The sequence below is a fragment of the Ectopseudomonas khazarica genome (assembly GCF_017915135.1).
Taxonomy (GTDB): Bacteria; Pseudomonadota; Gammaproteobacteria; order Pseudomonadales; family Pseudomonadaceae; genus Aquipseudomonas; species Aquipseudomonas khazarica.
In genome coordinates, this window is record NZ_CP068551.1 from 2,700,955 (window position 1) to 2,718,769 (window position 17,815).

The following is a 17,815-nucleotide window of genomic DNA, read 5'->3' on the forward strand; positions in this document are numbered from 1 at the left end:
TGTCCGGTTAAATTGTGAATAGATTCAATTGGTTGGTATCGACGCCCTCTGATGAAGTGGAATCGCCGACTGCAAGTGCTTGCTGCAAGGGCATTTTTTCGAAAAGGGAGACCGACAAAACCTGTAGCAAAGTGTAGAGCGAGACGTCGAGGTTGAGTCGTTTCTTGACGATGGCGACGAGGACATAGACCGATACCGCGATCCAGATTTGCGTCTTGACCGCATTCTCCGAGGTACCGAAGAAGCGCTTGATCCGCAGGTGCTGCTTGATCCACTTGAAAAACAGCTCCACTTGCCAGCGGTTTTTGTAGAGCGCGCAGATGGTCGCGGCTGGTAAGGTCATTTGATTGGTGAGGAAGACCAGTGTCTTGCCTGTTACAGGATCCTTGAAGCGAACACGGCGCAGATGCGTTGGGTAGTCCTGCTTGGCATAGAAACCATTGAGCGCAATTGTCTGGTCGCAAACGAGGCCCGTTGAGCGATCAGTCTTCGCCGAATAAACACGGCGGAAATCCATGTTCGACCTGGCCCGCGTGACGAAGAAAGCCCCACTCAAATGCAGGGCATGGAGTCGCGCGTAATCGACGTAGCCACGATCCATGACATAGATGGCGCCCGCTTCCGGCACCAGCATGTCGAGGGCATGGACATCGTGCAGCTTGCCGTCGGATACGTGAATAAAGCTTGGAATGCTGCCCCTCAGGTCGAGCAGCGTGTGCATTTTTACGGCCGCCTTGGTGGTACGGAAGTGCGCCCACGGAAAGACCGACAGGCACAGGTCAATGGTGGTGGAGTCGAGCGCATAGACGGTGTTGGATAAGTCCAGTCCCAGATCCTCGCTGGCGTACAGCGCTCGGGCCTGTGCAATCAAGCGCTGAGCAAAGTCGGCATGGATGCGCCAGTTACGCGATTCGTTTGCATCGGCCAGCGTCGCGCGTCGAATAGGCTCGCGAAACCCCATGTGATAGCGCTTGGCTTCCTGGGCCGACAGACATGCCTCGATGTCGCGCAGACTCTCCCGATAGGTCAACTGGGCGAAAGCCATCGCCCTGAATTGTTCCGCGCAGGTCAGCTTTCTAACGCCCTTATCGCCACTGTAGCGTGCAACGTAGCGGGCGAAGGTCGTCCAGGGCAGGAAGTCCATGAGCTGGGCGAACAGTGTCTTGCCGGTGTTCATGGGCATCTCCGAGCCAAAGCCCAGATGATTGCCTAAGTCAGCTTCCGCCGTTCAAATCGACACCACGCTTTATCGCCCTGAAACCCACGCCAACCAAGCCTTACGGCGACTCGCGCGCTCATTTAACCGGACAGTAGTGGGGCGATGTCCTTTTTCAGTGGCAGCAGACCCTGCGCCACACGCAGGCCGGCGCCGCGCAGCAGACGGGCGGGCAGGTGATCGTTGGTGTACAGCTCCACCAGCAGGTTGGTGGCCTGGTACAACGGCCAGGTGGCCAGTCGCAGCTGGCGTTCGTAGCGGGCCAGCGCTGATGTTGAACCGATGTCCTGGTGTTTGCCATGGGCGGCCAGCAGGGCGTCGCTGAGCAGTTGCACGCCAATCAGACCGAAGTTGAAGCCATGCGCGGTGACCGGGTGCATGCCCACGGCGGCATCGCCGAGCAGGGCGCAGCGGTTGCCGACCATGCGTCGTGCGTAGGCGCCCACCAGCGGGTAAACGTGGCGGCTGCTGAGCAGTTGCATGGCGCCCAGGCGGCGGTCGAAGCGTTGCTCCATCTCACGGGCAAAGGTGGCTTCGTCCAGCTTATGCAGGCGTTCGATCTCGCGCGGCGGCAGGGTCAGCACCATCGACGATTGTCGGCCATTGAGCGGTAGCAGGGCCAGGGTCTGGCCGTAGCCGAACCACTCCCAGGCTACCTGGTGATGGTCCTGTTCGTGCTGCATGCGGCACACCAGCATGGTCTTGCCGAAGTCCTTGAGTTGCGCGCCGATAGCCAACTGGCGGCGCGTCTCCGAGAAACGGCTGTCGGCGGCGACCAGCAGGCGTGGTTGCAACACCTGGCCGTCCCGCAGCACCAGCTTCACCTCGCTCTGGCTTTGCTCGATGGCGCGTATGCTGGTTTCACAGCGCAACTGCACATCGGCGCATTCGCTCACGGCCTGATAGGCGGCACGGCGAATGGCCTGGTTGGCCACCAGATGGCCGAGTCGCTCGGCGCCGACCTGTTCGGCGCGTATCTTCAGGGCGAACAGCGAGGGCCCGTTTAACACCTGGGCATCGCGCAGCACGGCAACGTCTTCGCTGGGCAGGCGTGCCCACAGGCCGAGGCGCTCGAGCAGGGCTTGCGAGCCGTGGGTGAGGGCGATTTCGCGGCCGTCGAAAGCAGGTTCGGCCAACGCCTGCTCGGCCTGGCGTTCCAGCACGATGATGGACAGACCCTGCCCGGACAGGGCGCGGGCCAGGCAAAGACCGGCCGGGCCGGCGCCAACGATGACGATATCGGGTGACATGCTGCAGCTCTCCAAGCGGATGGCCAGTAGGGCGGGTGCAACCCGCCATGCGCCGATGCAAAATGCCAGTCTAGGTCGCAGCAAAGACGCAGATATTGTCCGGGGTCATGCTTGGAGCTGGATGCGAGGGGCTGGATGATGGCTGCAGTGGGGTACAAAATATTGTTGTTATTACAACTTTATCTGGCTTGATAGGCGTAATTTTCGGGTTTACTGTGGTGCGCGTTGTCTGAACTACAAAAATAATTCGGATTTGGAGTCGATGCCATGCATCCTCAATTTTCTGCAGTTGCCGATCAGCGAACGGCCTTCGCTCAGGAGACGTTCTCGTGAAACTGGCTCTGGTCGGCGATATCGGTGGTACCAACGCACGCTTTGCCCTGTGGCGTGACGAGCAACTGGAGGCGGTGCAGGTTCTGCCGACCGCCGATTTCGACGGGCCGGAGCAGGCCATCATGGCCTATCTGCAGGCCCAGGGCCTGCCGTTGGGGGCGATAGGCTCGGTGTGCCTGGCCTGCGCTGGGCCGGTCAGCGGTGACCTGTTCCGTTTTACCAACAACCATTGGCGCATCGATCGCACAGCCTTCTGCCAGGCGTTGCAGGTCGACGAGCTGCTGATGATCAACGACTTCTCCGCGATGGCCCTGGGTATGACGCGTCTGGCCGAGCATGAGCGCGTGCAGGTGTGCCCAGGTGAGCCGCAGGCAGATCGCCCGGTACTGGTAATAGGCGCCGGCACCGGCCTGGGCGTCGGTACGCTGCTGGAGCAGGCTGATGGCCGCTGGCTGGTGCTGCCGGGGGAGGGTGGTCACGTCGATCTACCCATCGGCAGCCTGCGTGAGGCCGAGCTTTGGCAGATTCTTTATCGGCAACTGGGCCATGTACGCGCCGAGGACGTGCTCAGCGGCAATGGCCTGCTGGCGCTGTACCGCGCCATCTGCGAGCTGGATGGACAGCCGCCGCAGCACGGTACGCCGGCTGCGGTCAGTGCTGCCGGCCTGGCCGGCGAGCCGGTGGCTGCCGAGGTGCTGGAGCAGTTCAGCGTCTGGCTCGGGCGCGTTGCCGGCAACAATGTGCTGACCCTGGGCGCACGCGGTGGGGTGTATATCGTTGGCGGTGTGGTGCCGCGTTTTGCCGAGCGTTTTCTTGCCAGCGGTTTTGCCAAGAGTTTCCGCGACAAGGGTTGTATGAGCCATTACCTTGACGGCATTCCGGTGTGGCTGGTGACGGCCGAGTACCCCGGCCTGACCGGCGCCGGCGTGGCCTTGCAACAGGCGTCGGAGCGTAGCCCGGATGCAATCCGGGAGAACCCTTGATAGAACCCCGGATTTACACAGCCATAACAACAAAGGTGGCGGACCATGAGCCAGCCCGGCAAATCGATTCTGCTGGTCGATGACGACCAGGAAATTCGCGAACTGCTGGATACCTACCTGAGCCGTGTCGGCTTTCAGGTGCGCGCCGTGGCCGACGGCGGCGCCTTCCGCCAGAGCCTGTGTGCGGCGTCGGCCGACCTGGTCATCCTCGACGTGATGCTGCCCGACGAGGACGGTTTCAGCCTGTGCCGCTGGGTGCGTGAACACCAGCGCTTCGCCCAGGTGCCGGTGATCATGCTCACCGCCAGCTCCGACGAAACCGACCGGGTGATCGGCCTGGAACTGGGCGCCGATGACTACCTCGGCAAGCCGTTCAGCCCGCGCGAGCTGCTGGCGCGAATCAAGGCCTTGCTGCGCCGTGCGCAATTCACCCAGGAACGCAGCGGCGAGGTGCTGGCATTCGATGACTGGCGCCTGGACATGGTCAGCCACCGGCTGTTCCACCGCGACGGCGAGGAGGTGATGCTGTCCGGCGCCGACTTCGCCCTGCTCAAGCTGTTTCTCGATCACCCGCAACAGATTCTCGACCGCGACACCATCGGCAACGCCACCCGTGGCCGTGAGGTGATGCCGCTGGAGCGCATCGTCGACATGGCTGTCAGTCGTCTGCGTCAGCGCCTGCGTGACACCGACAAGCCGCCGCGGCTGATCCGCACCGTGCGCGGCAGTGGCTACCAACTGGCGGTGCCGGTCAACGTGCACCGGGTCAACTGGTTGTGGATCAACCCGCAAGTATTCGAGAAGGCTGGCGCCACGCCGCCGACCACCCTCGACGAATTCTTCGCCGCCGCCGACAAGCTCAAGGCGGCCGGTTTCATCGCCATCGCCCACGGCGGCCAGCCCTGGCAGGACGGCACCGTGTTCGAAGACCTGGCCTTCAGCATTCTCGGCCCCGAGGGCTTTCGCAAGGCCTTCGTCGAGCAGGACCGCGCCACCCTGACCGGCGACAAGATGGTCGAGGTGTTCGCTGCCCTGCAGAAACTGCGCGGCTATATCGACGCCGACGCCGCTGGGCGTGACTGGAACAGCGCCACTGGTCTGGTGATCGATGGCAAGGCCGGCATGCAGATCATGGGCGACTGGGCCAAGAGCGAGTGGACTGCTGCCGGCAAGGTCGCCGGCAAGGACTACGAATGCCTGGCCTTCCCCGGCACCCAGGGCAGCTTCGCCTTCAACATCGACTCGCTGGCCATGTTCAAGCTGAGCAACGCCGACAACCGCAAGGCCCAGGAAGACCTGGCGCGCACGGTGATGGGCAACGAGTTCCAGGAGTTCTTCAACCAGAACAAGGGCTCGATCCCGGTGCGCATGGACCAGGACATGAGCAGCTTCGACGCCTGCGCGCAGAAGTCCATGGCCGACTTCAAGGAGGCCGCCGCCGGCGGCGGTCTGCAGCCGAGCCTGGCCCACGGCATGGCCGCGTCCAGCTACGTGCAGGGCGCGGTATTCGACGTGGTGACCAACTTCTTCAACGATCCCAAGGCCGATCCCAAGCGCGCCGCCCAGCAACTGGCGGCGGCGATTCAGGCGGTGCAGTGAGTCTCCGGGCCGCGTAGCCGGCCCTTGCCGTAGGGCGGGTGCAACCCGCCGCTATCAAGCCCGTGATCCCAGGCGCATGCCCCTAGGCCTGCGCCACGGGATCGGCCGCGCCGAGATTCAGGTTTTGGGGCAGGGCAGCTCGCAATCGGTAGGGCGGACTCAGGAGCGCAGCGAACAGTCCGCCGGCTACGCGTGCTGGCTGTAATCGCCGACGTACTGCTTCGCGAGTACGCCCTACGGGTCCGCTACGGATGTTTTACGCATCAACGCAGCACGCAATGGAGTCAACCATGAGTTCAAACGCAGTCATCACCAAAGCCTCACCGCTGGACGTCCTGCAGCGCTGGCTGCCCAAGCTGGTGCTGGCGCCGAGCATGGTCATCGTTCTGGTGGGCTTCTACGGCTATATCGGCTGGACCTTCCTGCTGTCATTCACCAACTCGCGTTTTATGCCCAGTTATAACTTTGTGGGACTGCAGCAGTACACGCGGTTATGGGACAACGACCGCTGGTGGGTGGCGAGCCAGAACCTGCTGCTGTTCGGTGGCCTGTTCATCGCCATCAGCCTGGTCATCGGCGTGTTCCTGGCGGTGCTGCTGGATCAGCGCATCCGCCGCGAAGGCTTTATCCGCACCATCTTCCTCTACCCCATGGCGCTGTCGATGATCGTCACCGGCACCGCCTGGAAGTGGCTGCTCAACCCTGGCCTGGGCCTGGACAAGCTGCTGCGTGACTGGGGCTGGGAGGGCTTTCGCTTCGACTGGTTGGTGGACCCGGATCGCGTCGTCTACTGCCTGGTGATGGCTGCCGTGTGGCAGTCCTCGGGCTTCGTCATGGCGCTGTTCCTCGCCGGCTTGCGCAGCGTCGATCAATCGATCATCCGCGCCGCCCAGGTCGACGGTGCCAGCCTGCCGAGCATCTACCTGCGCATCGTCCTGCCGAGCCTGGGCCCGGTGTTCTTCAGCGCGCTGATGATCCTCGCCCATATCGCCATCAAGAGCTTCGACCTGGTCGCCTCGATGACCGCCGGCGGCCCCGGCTACGCCTCCGACCTGCCGGCGATGTTCATGTACGCCCACACCTTCACCCGCGGCCAGATGGGCCTCGGCGCCGCCAGCGCGATGCTGATGCTCGGCGCGGTGCTGGCGATCCTGGTGCCCTACCTGTATTCCGAACTGCGAGGCAAACGCCATGACTAGTGTGAGCGTCGCGCAGCGACGATCTGCCGATGTCCTTCTCCCCCAGGGAGAAGGCGGCGCGAAGCGCCGGATGAGGGCATTCAGCTTCAGCCGTATAGCCATCCACGCCACCCTGATCCTGGCCTGCGCGGTGTACCTGGTGCCGCTGCTGGTGATGCTGCTGACCAGCTTCAAGACCCCCGACGACATTCGCAGCGGCAACCTGCTGTCGATCCCGGACGTGTTCACTGTCATCGGTTGGGTCAAGGCCTGGGACGGCATCGGTGGCTACTTCTGGAACTCGGTGAAGATCACCATCCCGGCGGTGTTGATCTCCACGCTGCTTGGCGCGCTGAACGGCTATGTGCTGGCCATGTGGCGCTTTCGCGGTTCGCAGCTGTTCTTCGGCCTGCTGCTGTTCGGCTGCTTCCTGCCGTTCCAGGTGATCCTGTTGCCGGCGTCCTTCACCCTCGGCCAGCTCGGCCTGGCCAATACCACCGAGGGCCTGGTGCTGGTGCACGTGGTCTACGGCCTGGCTTTCACCACGCTGTTCTTCCGCAACTTCTACGTGAGCATTCCCGAGCCGCTGGTGCGCGCGGCGCGTCTGGATGGCGCCGGCTTCTTCACCATCTTCGGACGCATCCTGCTGCCGATGTCGGTGCCGATCATCATGGTCTGCCAGATCTGGCAGTTCACCCAGATCTGGAACGACTTCCTGTTCGGCGTGGTGTTCGCCAGCGGCGACACCCAGCCAATAACCGTGGCGCTGAACAACCTGGTCAACACCAGCACCGGGGCCAAGGAATACAACGTCGACATGGCCGCGGCGATGATCGCCGGGCTGCCCACGCTGCTGGTCTACATCCTGGCCGGCAAATATTTTCTGCGCGGTCTCACTGCCGGCTCGGTGAAAGGCTGATGCCTTCAAGATTGGAGAAATGACATGGCTACCCTCGAACTGCGCAACGTCAACAAATCCTATGGCAGCGGCCTGGCGGACACCCTGAAGAACATCGAACTGGCCATCGAGTCCGGCGAGTTCCTGATCCTGGTCGGCCCCTCCGGCTGCGGCAAATCCACCCTGATGAACTGCATCGCCGGCCTGGAGGACATCAGCGGCGGGGCGATCCTGGTGGACGGCGCCGACATCAGCGGCATGAGCCCCAAGGATCGCGACATCGCCATGGTGTTCCAGTCCTACGCGCTGTACCCGACCATGACGGTGAAGGACAACATCGCCTTCGGCCTGAAGATGCGCAAGCTGCCGCCGGCCGAGATCGAGGCCGAGGTGGCGCGCGTGGCCAAGCTGCTGCAGATCGAGCATCTGCTGACGCGCAAGCCCGGCCAGCTTTCCGGTGGCCAGCAGCAGCGCGTGGCCATGGGCCGAGCGCTGGCGCGGCGGCCGAAGATCTACCTGTTCGACGAACCCTTGTCGAACCTCGACGCCAAGCTGCGTGTGGAGATGCGCACCGAAATCAAGCTGATGCACCAGCGCCTGAAGACCACCACGGTGTACGTCACCCATGACCAGATCGAGGCCATGACCCTGGGCGACAAGGTGGCGGTGATGAAGGACGGTATCATCCAGCAGTTCGGTAGCCCGCAGGAAATCTACAACGACCCGGCCAACCAGTTCGTCGCCAGCTTCATCGGTTCGCCGCCGATGAACTTCGTCCCGCTGCGCACGCAGGTGCGTGATGGCCAGTGCTTTGGGCTGCTTGATTCCGGTCAGGCGCGCTGCGAGCTGCCGCTGGGCGTGGCGACGGAGCTGGAAGGGCGCGAGCTGATTCTCGGCGTGCGTCCCGAGCAGATCCAGCTGGCAGGCGCCGCTGCAGCGCAGCCGAGCCTGCGCGCCGAGGTCGAGGTGGTCGAGCCGACCGGCCCGGACACCCTGGTGTTCGTCAGCCTCAATCAGACCAAGGTGTGCTGCCGTCTGGCGCCGGACGCCGCGGCGCGGGCCGGCGCCAGTCTCGATCTGCAGTTCGATCCGGCGCGCGTGCTGCTGTTCGACGCCGCCAGCGGCGAGCGTCTGCGCCCGCGGGGAAAGTCGGCTGTCGCCGAGCCTGCCAAGGTGGCGCAGCTCAAGGGGCGTTGACGTCGTAGCCCGGATTTCATCCGGGCTACTTCCGGTACGGTGCAACCAGGGCAATAACCCGTCGCTGCGGCGGCTATCCGCAGCATCCGTAAAAATAAAAACAATCAGGAGCAACGATGAAGACCACCCAACAAGCTGCCTTCCATTCGCTCGGCGCCCCCTGCCTGCTGGCCCTGGCCCTGGCTGCGCCCCAGGCGCAGGCCCTGGAGTTCACCGGCTATATGCGCAGCGGCGCCGGCGGCTCGGAGAACGGCGGCACCCAGTCCTGCTTCCAGCTGCCCGGTGCGCAGTCCAAGTACCGCCTCGGCAACGAGTGCGAGCAATACATCGAGCTGGACCTGCGCCAGGACCTGCTGACGCTGGACGACGGCTCGGTGCTGAGCATCGAGGGTATGGCCCAGCTGTACAACCAGTACGGCCACACGCCGGAGTTCACCGGCGAGCACGGCTTCGCGCGGATGAACCAGATGTACGTCGAATGGAGCAAGGTGCCAGCGCTGAACGGCGGTTCGCTGTGGGCCGGGCGCCGCTTCTACAGGCGTAACGACATCCATATCAGCGACTTCTACTACTGGAACCAGAGCGCCACCGGCGCCGGTATCGAGGACTTCGAGTACGGTGGGCTGAAGTACAGCTACGCCTTCTCGCGCAAGGACAGCTACTTCCAGGAGCCCTACATCAACCGTCACGACTTTAACGTCGGCGGCTTCCAGGTCAACCCGGGCGGCGAGCTGGAGTTCGGCGTCAGCTACATCGACAAGCCCGACAGCACCGGCGCCAACAGCGGCTGGGCGATCACCGCGCAGCACAAACAGAGCGATTTCTTCGGCGGCGTCAACACCTTCGCCCTGCAGTACGGCCGCGGCCCCGGCACCGGTCTGGGCTATACCGGCGACGTCACCCTCGATCGCGACAACAAGAGCTGGCGCCTGGTGGAATTCTTCGACTGGCAGGCCACGCCGCGCCTCGGCGGCCAGGTGCAGTTCGTCTACCAGAAGGACACCCGGCCCGACGGCGACGATCAGGACTGGCTGTCGGTGGGCGGGCGTACCAGCTACGCCTTCACCGAGCAGTTCAAGCTGGTCGGCGAGCTGGGCCACGACCAGGTCGATGCCACAGACGGCACGCGCAAGCTGACCAAGTTCACCATCGCCCCGACCTGGTCGCCGTCCGGCCCCGGTTTCTGGGCGCGTCCGGAGTTTCGTCTGTACTACACCTACGCCACCTGGAACCGCGCGGCGCAGCAGGCGGCCAACCAAATGGCGGCCGGCTCGGCGCTGTCCGACAGCGGCGCCTTCGACACCGCGCGCCATGGCTACAACTTCGGCGTGCAGGTGGAGCACTGGTGGTAAGCGCCTCGCGCCCGCTCGGCGCCGCCACAGGCGGCGCCGAACTGCATCCCCTGGCCGAGCTGTTCGCCGAGCCCGGCCAGGCGCGTCAGCGCTGGACGGTGCGCCAGGGGCGCGAGCTGCTGTTGCTGGAACACCGCCTGTTCCAGGCGGCGTTCAGCCGTCAGGGCGCGCAGCTGCTGCATTTCCAGCCGCGCGCTCAGCGGCCCTGGCTGTGGTGCGCCGGGCACTGGCCGCAGGGTGCGGCGATTCGCGGCGGCGTGCCGATCTGCTGGCCCTGGTTCGGTCGCCATCCCAGCGAGAGCGGCTGGCCGTCGCATGGCTGGGCCCGGTTGAGCGAGGACTGGCAGCTGCAGGCCTGCGACTGGAGCGAGCAGGGCGTGCGCCTGCTCTGGCAGCTCGAGCTGTGCGACTGGACGCTGCGTCTCGAGGCCGAGCTGGGCGAGACCCTGGCGCTGCGCCTGGTGACCCGCCATCAGGACAGCGAGCCGTGCCGGCTCAGCCATGCGCTGCATGCCTACTGGCGCATCAGCGACGTCTCGCGGGTGACGCTGCTCGGCCTGGATGGCGCCAGCGGCCATGACCTGCTGGCGCGCGCCGACTGCCGCCAGCACGGCGAGCTGCGCATCGAGGACGGCTGCCACCGCATCTTCCGCCACACCGGCGTGCTGCAGCTGCAGGATCTGCCCTGGCAGCGGCGCCTGGCCATCGACACCCGCGGCGGCGCCAACAGCGTGGTCTGGCACCCGGGCAGTCGCCCGCTGACCGATGTCGGCTGGAACGAGAGCCTGGGCTTTCTCTGCGTCGAGGCCGCCAGCTGCGGGCCAGACAGCCTCTGCCTGCGGCCGGGGGAGGAGGGAGTGTTGAGCTTGCGCGCGGGGTTGGCCGGCTAGCGACCGCCTAGCTGGCTAGCGGCGGTGCGCGCGTATGCAAAAGGTTTATCGCCGAAGCTCGTATAGGTGTCGCGGGGCCGCCTGGGGTGTGCGCACCATGCACTCGATTATCGGCGCGGCGCCGCGAACCGGTGCGTCATGCGCACCGGCCCATCACTGCCGATTCGTTGGATCGGCTCCTCATCCGCCGGATAGCGGCTGGCGGTCAGGCTTTCCTTGAACTGGCGCAGGCGGGTGCCGCCCGGCGGTCCCACCGTGAGCGGCACATTGTGCGTGTCGCGTCGCTGGTTCGTTCGCGGCAAGGCGTCTGACGACCGCAGCGCCGCCGGCTCTTCGCGCCCCCCGACGCTCGGGTCGATAGCGCCCCCCAGAGGACGCCCGCTACCGGCTGACGGCGCCTGTGATCTGCCGTTCGCGGGTTGCCGGCAAAGGCGCGACTGAGGTCATGGCAGCGTCGCGCTCGCGCAGCGCGCGCTGGGGCGCCGCCATTTCAGCCTTTGCCGGTGCCGCCGACGATGGGGGCGAGTGGATGTTTATATTGTTTTTATTACTACATTTTTTCTTGCTTGCTCTGAATTTTAGGGGTATTAATTGAAAATATTCTTAAGTTAACCACTTTTCTGTCCGCTGCAGCTTGCCTGGGGTTCGATCTGGCGGGTGGCGCGCGGGCTCGGCGGGTGGTGGTCATGCGGGGCTGGCGGGCACTTGTGTCGGCTGCCGCGCGAACGGCTTGTGCCTAGGTCGATTCCGGTCCCTGTCCTGTATGCAAGCAGGTCTTTATGAGGGTTGAACTGTGCAACGAAGAACGAAAATAGTGGCCACCCTGGGCCCGGCCACCGAGAGCCCCGAGGCGATCGAGGGGTTGGTGCTGGCCGGTGTCGACGTGGTGCGCCTGAACTTCTCCCACGGTAGCGCCGCCGAGCACATCGCCCGGGCCGCCCTGGTGCGCGAGATGGCGCGCAAGCACGGGCGCTTCGTCGCCGTGCTGGGCGATCTGCAAGGGCCGAAGATCCGCATCGCCCGCTTTGCCGCCGGCAAGGTGCGGTTGTCCAAGGGCCAGGTCTTCGCCCTCGATGCAGCACTGGACAAGCAGTCCGGCGACGAGCAGGCGGTGGGGATCGACTACGAGGCGCTGATCGGCGACAGCCGCCCCGGCGACATCCTGCTGCTGGACGACGGCCGCATCGAGCTGGAGGTCAAGCGCGTCGAGGCCAGCCGGCTGCTCTGCGAGGTGCTGGTCGGCGGGCCGCTGTCGAACAACAAGGGCATCAACCGCAAGGGCGGCGGTCTGTCGGCGGCGGCACTGACCGACAAGGACCGCGAGGACATCCTCACCGCCGCCGAGATGCAGGTCGACTACCTGGCGGTGTCCTTCCCGCGAGACGCCGCCGATATCCAGCTGGCGCGCCGGCTGCTGCGCGAGGCGGGCGGCGAGGCCGGGATGATCGCCAAGATCGAACGCGCCGAGACGGTCGCCGAGCTGCAGGTGCTGGATGCGATCATCGAAGCCTCCGACGGGGTGATGGTGGCGCGCGGCGACCTCGGCGTGGAGATCGGCGATGCCGAGCTGGTAGCGGTGCAGAAGCTGATCATCGAGCGCGCCCGCAGCCTCAATCGGGTGGTGATCACTGCGACGCAGATGATGGAGTCGATGATCAGCCAGCCGCTGCCGACCCGTGCCGAGGTGTTCGACGTCGCCAACGCCGTGCTCGACGGCACCGATGCGGTAATGCTCTCGGTCGAGACCGCGGCCGGTGCCTATCCGATCGAGACGGTCGAGGCCATGCGCCGGGTCATAGTCGGGGCGGAGCGGCACCCGCTGGCGCATCGCTCGCGCCATCGCATGGATGAGGTCTTCCACAAGATCGACGAGTCGATCGCCATGGCGGCCATGTACGCGGCCAACCACCTGCACGGGGTCAAGGCGATCATCTGCATGACCGAGAGCGGCGACACGCCGCGGCTGATGTCGCGGATCCGCTCGCACCTGCCGATCTACGCCTTCTCGCGCAATCCGCGCACCCAGAACCGGGTCGCCTTGTTCCGCGGGGTGCAGACCATCCCGTTCGACAGCGAGCGCCTGCCGCTGGCCGAGATCAACGCCCGCGCGGTCGACGAGCTGCTGCGCCGCGGCGTGGTGGCCGACGGCGATCATGTGCTGATTTCGCGCGGCGACCATGCCAATGCCCAGGGTGGCACCAACTGCCTGCGGGTGATCCGCGTCGGCGACGACGTTTGCTAGGAGTTCCCATGAATACGCCCCTTCAGTCCGGTGGCCCTGTGCCCGCCGGCGAATTCGAGTGGCCGCGCGACTTCGATTTTCGCGAAGCCTATGCCGAGCAGCGCGAGCTGCTCGCCGCTGCGCCCGTCGAGCCAACCCCTGCAACCCTTTCCCCGGAGAGCGAAGGCAATGACTGACACCCGCATCCAGCAAGTGACCGCTCGCGAGATCCTCGACTCGCGCGGCAACCCGACCGTCGAAGCCGTGGTGACCCTGGCCGGCGGCGCGGTCGGCATCGCCAGCGTGCCGTCCGGTGCCTCCACTGGCAGTCGCGAGGCGCTGGAGCTGCGCGACGGCGGCGCGCGCTACCTGGGCAAGGGCGTGCAGCGCGCGGTGGCCAACGTCGACGGCGCGATCCGCGAGCGCGTGCTCGGCCTGGATGCGCTGAACCAGCGCGAGCTGGACGCGGCGATGATCGCCCTGGACGGCAGCGAGAGCAAAAGCGTGCTGGGCGCCAATGCCATCCTCGCGGTGTCGCTGGCCGCTGCCAAGGCCGCTGCCGCGGCGCTCGGCATGTCGCTGTACGAGCACCTGGCGGCGCTGTACGGCCAGCCGGGGCGGTTCAGCCTGCCGGTGCCGATGATGAACATCATCAATGGCGGCGAGCATGCCGACAACAACGTCGACATCCAGGAGTTCATGATCCAGCCGATCGGCGCCGGCTCCTTCGCCGAGGCGCTGCGCATGGGGGCGGAGGTCTTCCATACGCTCAAGCAGGTGCTCGGCGAGCGCGGCCTGAGCACCGCGGTGGGCGACGAAGGCGGCTTCGCGCCCTCGCTGGCGTCCAACGAGGAGGCGCTGGTGGTGATCGCCGAGGCGGTGCGCCGCGCCGGCTATGAACTGGGCAAGGACATCAGTCTGGCGCTGGACTGCGCCGCCTCGGAGTTCTACCGCGACGGTCGCTACGTGCTGGCCGGCGAGGGCAAGAGCTTCGACTCCGCCGGCTTCGCCGACTACCTGGCCGGGCTGTGCCAGCGCTACCCGATCGCCTCGATCGAGGACGGCATGGACGAGAGCGATTGGGATGGCTGGGCCTACCTGACCGAGAAGCTGGGCAAACGCGTGCAACTGGTCGGCGACGACCTGTTCGTCACCAACAGCCGGATTCTCAAGGAGGGCATCGATCGCGGCATCGGCAACTCGATCCTGATCAAGTTCAACCAGATCGGCAGTCTCAGCGAGACCCTCGATGCCATCCGCATGGCCCAGGATGCCGGGTACACCGCGGTGATCTCGCACCGCTCCGGCGAGACCGAGGACACCACCATCGCCGACCTGGCGGTGGCCACCTGCGCCGGGCAGATCAAGACCGGTTCGCTGTGTCGTACCGACCGGGTCGGCAAATACAACCAGCTGCTGCGCATCGAGCAGGCGCTGCAAGGCCGTGCCGCCTATTGCGGCGCTTCGATCTTCCCCCCAGAGGAGCTGACGCCATGAGCGCTGCCAACCGTCTCGATCGCCTGTTTCCGGCCCTGGCCGAGATTCCCGAGCAATACCGCCCCGGCGCGCCCATCGAGCAGCGCGACTACCTGGTCGATGGCCAGCTGCGCACCTGGGAGGGGTCGCTGGCACCGGTGCGCAGCCCGGTGTTCCTGGCCACCGCACAGGGCGACGAGCAGGTGATCCTCGGCAGCACGCCGCGGCTCGACGCCGAGGCGGCGCTGGCCGCCCTGGACGCCGCGGTGCGTGCCTACGCCAACGGTCAGGGTGCCTGGCCCAACCTGCGCGTGGCCGAGCGCATCCAGCACGTCGAGGCGTTCCTGGCGCGCATGCGCGAGCAGCGCGAGGCGGTGGTCAAGCTGCTGATGTGGGAAATCGGCAAGAACCTCAAGGACTCGCAGAAGGAGTTCGACCGCACCTGCGACTACATCGTCGACACCATCGAGGCGCTCAAGGCGCTGGACCGTCGCTCCAGCCGCTTCGAGCTGGAGCAGGACACGCTCGGCCAGATCCGCCGGGTGCCGCTGGGCGTGACCCTGTGCATGGGGCCCTACAACTACCCGCTGAACGAGACCTTCACCACCCTGATCCCGGCACTGATCATGGGCAACACCGTGGTGTTCAAGCCGGCCAAGTTCGGCGTGCTGCTGATCCGCCCGCTGCTCGAGGCGTTCCGCGACAGCTTCCCGGCCGGGGTGATCAACGTCATCTACGGCAGCGGCCGCGAGACCGTCAGCGCGCTGATGGCCAGCGGCAAGGTCGACGTGTTCGCCTTCATCGGTACGCACAAGGGCGCCAGCGACCTGAAGAAGCTGCACCCGCGCCCGCACCGCCTGCGCGCGGCGCTGGGCCTGGACGCGAAGAATCCGGGCATCGTGCTGCCCGAGGTCGACCTGGATAACGCCGTGAGCGAGGCGCTGAGCGGGGCGCTGTCGTTCAATGGGCAGCGCTGCACGGCGTTGAAGATCCTCTTCGTGCATGAGGATGTGGTCGACAGCTTTCTCGACAAGTTCAGCGCCGGGCTGGCCGCGCTCAAGCCGGGCATGCCCTGGGAACCCGGGGTCGCCCTGACGCCGCTGCCCGAGCCGGGCAAATGCGATTACCTGCAGACCCTGCTGGCCGATGCCGTGGCCAAGGGTGCGCGGGTGGTCAATGCCGACGGCGGCGAGTCGCGCCAGTCGTTCTTCTACCCGGCCGTGCTCTACCCGGTGAGTCCGGCCATGCGCATCTATCAGGAGGAGCAGTTCGGCCCGCTGGTGCCGGTGGTGCCCTACCGCGACCTGCAGACGGTGATCGACTACGTGCTCGACTCCGACTACGGCCAGCAGCTGAGCATCTTCGGCAGCGACTCGGCCCAGGTCGGCCGGCTGGTCGATGCCTTCGCCAACCAGGTCGGCCGGATCAATATCAACGCCCAGTGCCAGCGCGGCCCGGACAGCTTCCCGTTCAACGGTCGCAAGAACTCGGCCGAAGGCACCCTGTCGGTGCACGACGCGCTGCGCGTGTTCTCCATCCGTACCCTGGTGGCGACCAAGTTCCAGGACGGCAACAAGGCGCTGGTCAGCGAGATCATCCGCAACCGCGAATCGAGCTTCCTGACCACCGATTACATCTTCTGAGAGGCGCCGATGACCACCCGAACCCTGATCATTCTCGACGGCATCGGCCTGCGCCGGGAGGTCGAGGGCAATGCCCTGGCCGCGGCGCGTACGCCGACCCTGGACGCACTGTTCGCTCACTATCCGCACGGCCGCATCGCCACCTCGGGCCTGGCGGTCGGTCTGCCCGAGGGGCAGATGGGCAATTCCGAGGTCGGCCATATGAACCTCGGCGCCGGGCGCGTGGTGTACCAGAGCCTCACGCGGATCAACCGGGCCATCGCCGATGGCGAGTTCGCCGCCAATCCGGCGCTGGTCGAGCTGCTCGACGGCGCGCGGCGCCGCGGTGGTGCGGTGCACCTGCTCGGCCTGCTGTCGCCGGGCGGGGTGCACAGCCACGCCAAGCAGATCATCGCCGCTTGCCGGGTGCTGGCCGAGCGCGGCATCGAGCGCTTCTACGTGCATGCCTTCCTCGATGGCCGCGACACTCCGCCGCAGAGCGCCGGGCCCTTCATCGCGCAGCTGCAGGCCGAGCTGGATGCGCTGGGCAAGGGGCGCATCGCCTCGTTGATCGGTCGTTACTACGCGATGGATCGCGACAATCGCTGGGAGCGGATCGCGGCGGCCCACCGGCTGATCGTCGAGGGGCGCGGCGAGTTCCGGGCGGCCACGGCCGAGGCCGGGCTGCAGCAGGCCTATGGCCGCGGTGAGTCGGACGAGTTCGTCCAGGCTACCGGCATCGGCGAGGCGGTCGCGCTGGCGGAGGAGGATGCGCTGATCTTCATGAATTTCCGGCCCGACCGGGCGCGGCAGCTGTGCCAGGCGCTGGTCGATCCGGCCTTCGACGGCTTCGCCAGCGCGCGCCTGGTCGACAAGCGCCGGCTGCTGACCCTGACCCGCTATTCGCAGCAGCTGGACGGGCCCTGCGCCTTCCCGCCGCAAAGCCTGCGTAACAGTCTGGGCGAATACCTGGCCGGGCTCGGCAAGACCCAGCTGCGCATCGCCGAGACGGAGAAATACGCCCACGTCACCTTCTTCTTCAACGGCGGGCGCGAGCAGCCATTCGCCGGTGAGGAGCGCATCCTGATCCCGTCGCCGGACGTCGCCTCCTACGACCTGCGGCCGCAGATGAGCGCGCCCGAGTTGACCGCGCGCCTGGTCGAGGCGATCCGGGATCGGCGCTTCGATCTGATCGTATGCAACTACGCCAACGGCGACATGGTCGGCCATACCGGTAGCTTCGATGCGGCGGTGCGCGCCGTGGAGGCGCTGGACGCCTGCCTGGGCGAGGTGGTCGAGGCGACCCTGGCAGCCGGTGGCGAGTGCCTGATCACCGCCGATCACGGCAACGTCGAGCAGATGTGCGACGCCGAGTCGGGTCAGGCACATACCGCGCATACCCTCAATCCGGTGCCGCTGATCCTGGTCAGCGGACGGGCCGGGCAGTTCGCCCTCGGGGATGGCAGGCTGTGCGACATTGCGCCGACCCTGCTGGACTTGATGGGGTTGGCGCTGCCGGCGGAAATGGAAGGGCGGTCGCTGTTGCTGAAGGATTGATGGTCGCTGGGGCGTGCCTGCCGCCGAAAGGCGGATGATCGCC

At 65.9% G+C, this 17,815-nt stretch carries 14 protein-coding genes; 12 read left to right on the forward strand and 2 right to left on the reverse strand.

Annotated elements, in window-relative coordinates:
• Positions 1–7: 7 nt before the first annotated feature.
• Together JLK41_RS12960 and ubiM are read right to left on the reverse strand one after the other, a co-directional pair.
• Positions 8–1,177 (reverse strand): IS4 family transposase, encoded by a 1,170-nt coding sequence (locus tag JLK41_RS12960; protein ID WP_210389059.1) that lies wholly within the window; start codon positions 1,175–1,177, stop codon positions 8–10.
• A gap of 122 nt (positions 1,178–1,299) precedes the next feature.
• Complete coding sequence (gene ubiM / locus JLK41_RS12965; RefSeq protein WP_210389060.1) at positions 1,300–2,466, reverse strand: 5-demethoxyubiquinol-8 5-hydroxylase UbiM; 1,167 nt, start codon at positions 2,464–2,466, stop codon at positions 1,300–1,302.
• 329 nt (positions 2,467–2,795) lie between these two features.
• On the opposite strand from ubiM, the gene JLK41_RS12970 reads away from it, so the two are divergent.
• The 12 genes from JLK41_RS12970 (at position 2,796) to gpmI (ending at position 17,772) form a co-directional block, all read left to right on the forward strand.
• Complete coding sequence (locus JLK41_RS12970; RefSeq protein WP_210389061.1) at positions 2,796–3,782, forward strand: glucokinase; 987 nt, start codon at positions 2,796–2,798, stop codon at positions 3,780–3,782.
• A gap of 45 nt (positions 3,783–3,827) precedes the next feature.
• Positions 3,828–5,381 (forward strand): extracellular solute-binding protein, encoded by a 1,554-nt coding sequence (locus JLK41_RS25470; RefSeq protein ID WP_280527631.1) that lies wholly within the window; start codon positions 3,828–3,830, stop codon positions 5,379–5,381.
• 290 nt (positions 5,382–5,671) lie between these two features.
• Positions 5,672–6,580, forward strand: a complete 909-nt coding sequence (locus JLK41_RS12985; protein ID WP_210389062.1) for a carbohydrate ABC transporter permease — start codon at positions 5,672–5,674, stop codon at positions 6,578–6,580.
• 70 nt (positions 6,581–6,650) lie between these two features.
• A complete protein-coding gene (locus tag JLK41_RS12990; protein WP_210389063.1) occupies positions 6,651–7,478 on the forward strand; it encodes a carbohydrate ABC transporter permease in 828 nt (275 codons plus the stop codon).
• Between the two features lie 24 nt (positions 7,479–7,502).
• Positions 7,503–8,654, forward strand: coding sequence for an ABC transporter ATP-binding protein (locus tag JLK41_RS12995; protein ID WP_210389064.1), 1,152 nt, complete (start codon positions 7,503–7,505; stop codon positions 8,652–8,654).
• Between the two features lie 116 nt (positions 8,655–8,770).
• Complete coding sequence (locus JLK41_RS13000; RefSeq protein WP_210389065.1) at positions 8,771–10,006, forward strand: maltoporin; 1,236 nt, start codon at positions 8,771–8,773, stop codon at positions 10,004–10,006.
• Positions 10,000–10,896 carry a D-hexose-6-phosphate mutarotase gene (locus tag JLK41_RS13005; RefSeq protein ID WP_210389066.1) on the forward strand — a complete coding sequence of 299 codons (897 nt, stop codon included), beginning with the start codon at positions 10,000–10,002 and terminating at the stop codon, positions 10,894–10,896. The genes JLK41_RS13000 and JLK41_RS13005 overlap by 7 nt, the downstream gene beginning before the upstream one ends.
• Positions 10,897–11,689: 793 nt before the next feature.
• Positions 11,690–13,138 (forward strand): pyruvate kinase, encoded by a 1,449-nt coding sequence (gene pyk, locus JLK41_RS13010; protein ID WP_210389067.1) that lies wholly within the window; start codon positions 11,690–11,692, stop codon positions 13,136–13,138.
• A gap of 8 nt (positions 13,139–13,146) precedes the next feature.
• Positions 13,147–13,314 carry a hypothetical protein gene (locus JLK41_RS13015; protein WP_177432040.1) on the forward strand — a complete coding sequence of 56 codons (168 nt, stop codon included), beginning with the start codon at positions 13,147–13,149 and terminating at the stop codon, positions 13,312–13,314.
• Positions 13,307–14,614 carry a phosphopyruvate hydratase gene (eno, locus tag JLK41_RS13020; protein ID WP_210389068.1) on the forward strand — a complete coding sequence of 436 codons (1,308 nt, stop codon included), beginning with the start codon at positions 13,307–13,309 and terminating at the stop codon, positions 14,612–14,614. The genes JLK41_RS13015 and eno overlap by 8 nt, the downstream gene beginning before the upstream one ends.
• Positions 14,611–16,236 (forward strand): NADP-dependent glyceraldehyde-3-phosphate dehydrogenase, encoded by a 1,626-nt coding sequence (locus tag JLK41_RS13025; RefSeq protein ID WP_210389069.1) that lies wholly within the window; start codon positions 14,611–14,613, stop codon positions 16,234–16,236. The genes eno and JLK41_RS13025 overlap by 4 nt, the downstream gene beginning before the upstream one ends.
• Positions 16,237–16,245: 9 nt before the next feature.
• Positions 16,246–17,772 carry a 2,3-bisphosphoglycerate-independent phosphoglycerate mutase gene (gene gpmI / locus JLK41_RS13030; RefSeq protein ID WP_210389070.1) on the forward strand — a complete coding sequence of 509 codons (1,527 nt, stop codon included), beginning with the start codon at positions 16,246–16,248 and terminating at the stop codon, positions 17,770–17,772.
• The last annotated feature ends 43 nt before the right edge of the window (positions 17,773–17,815 follow it).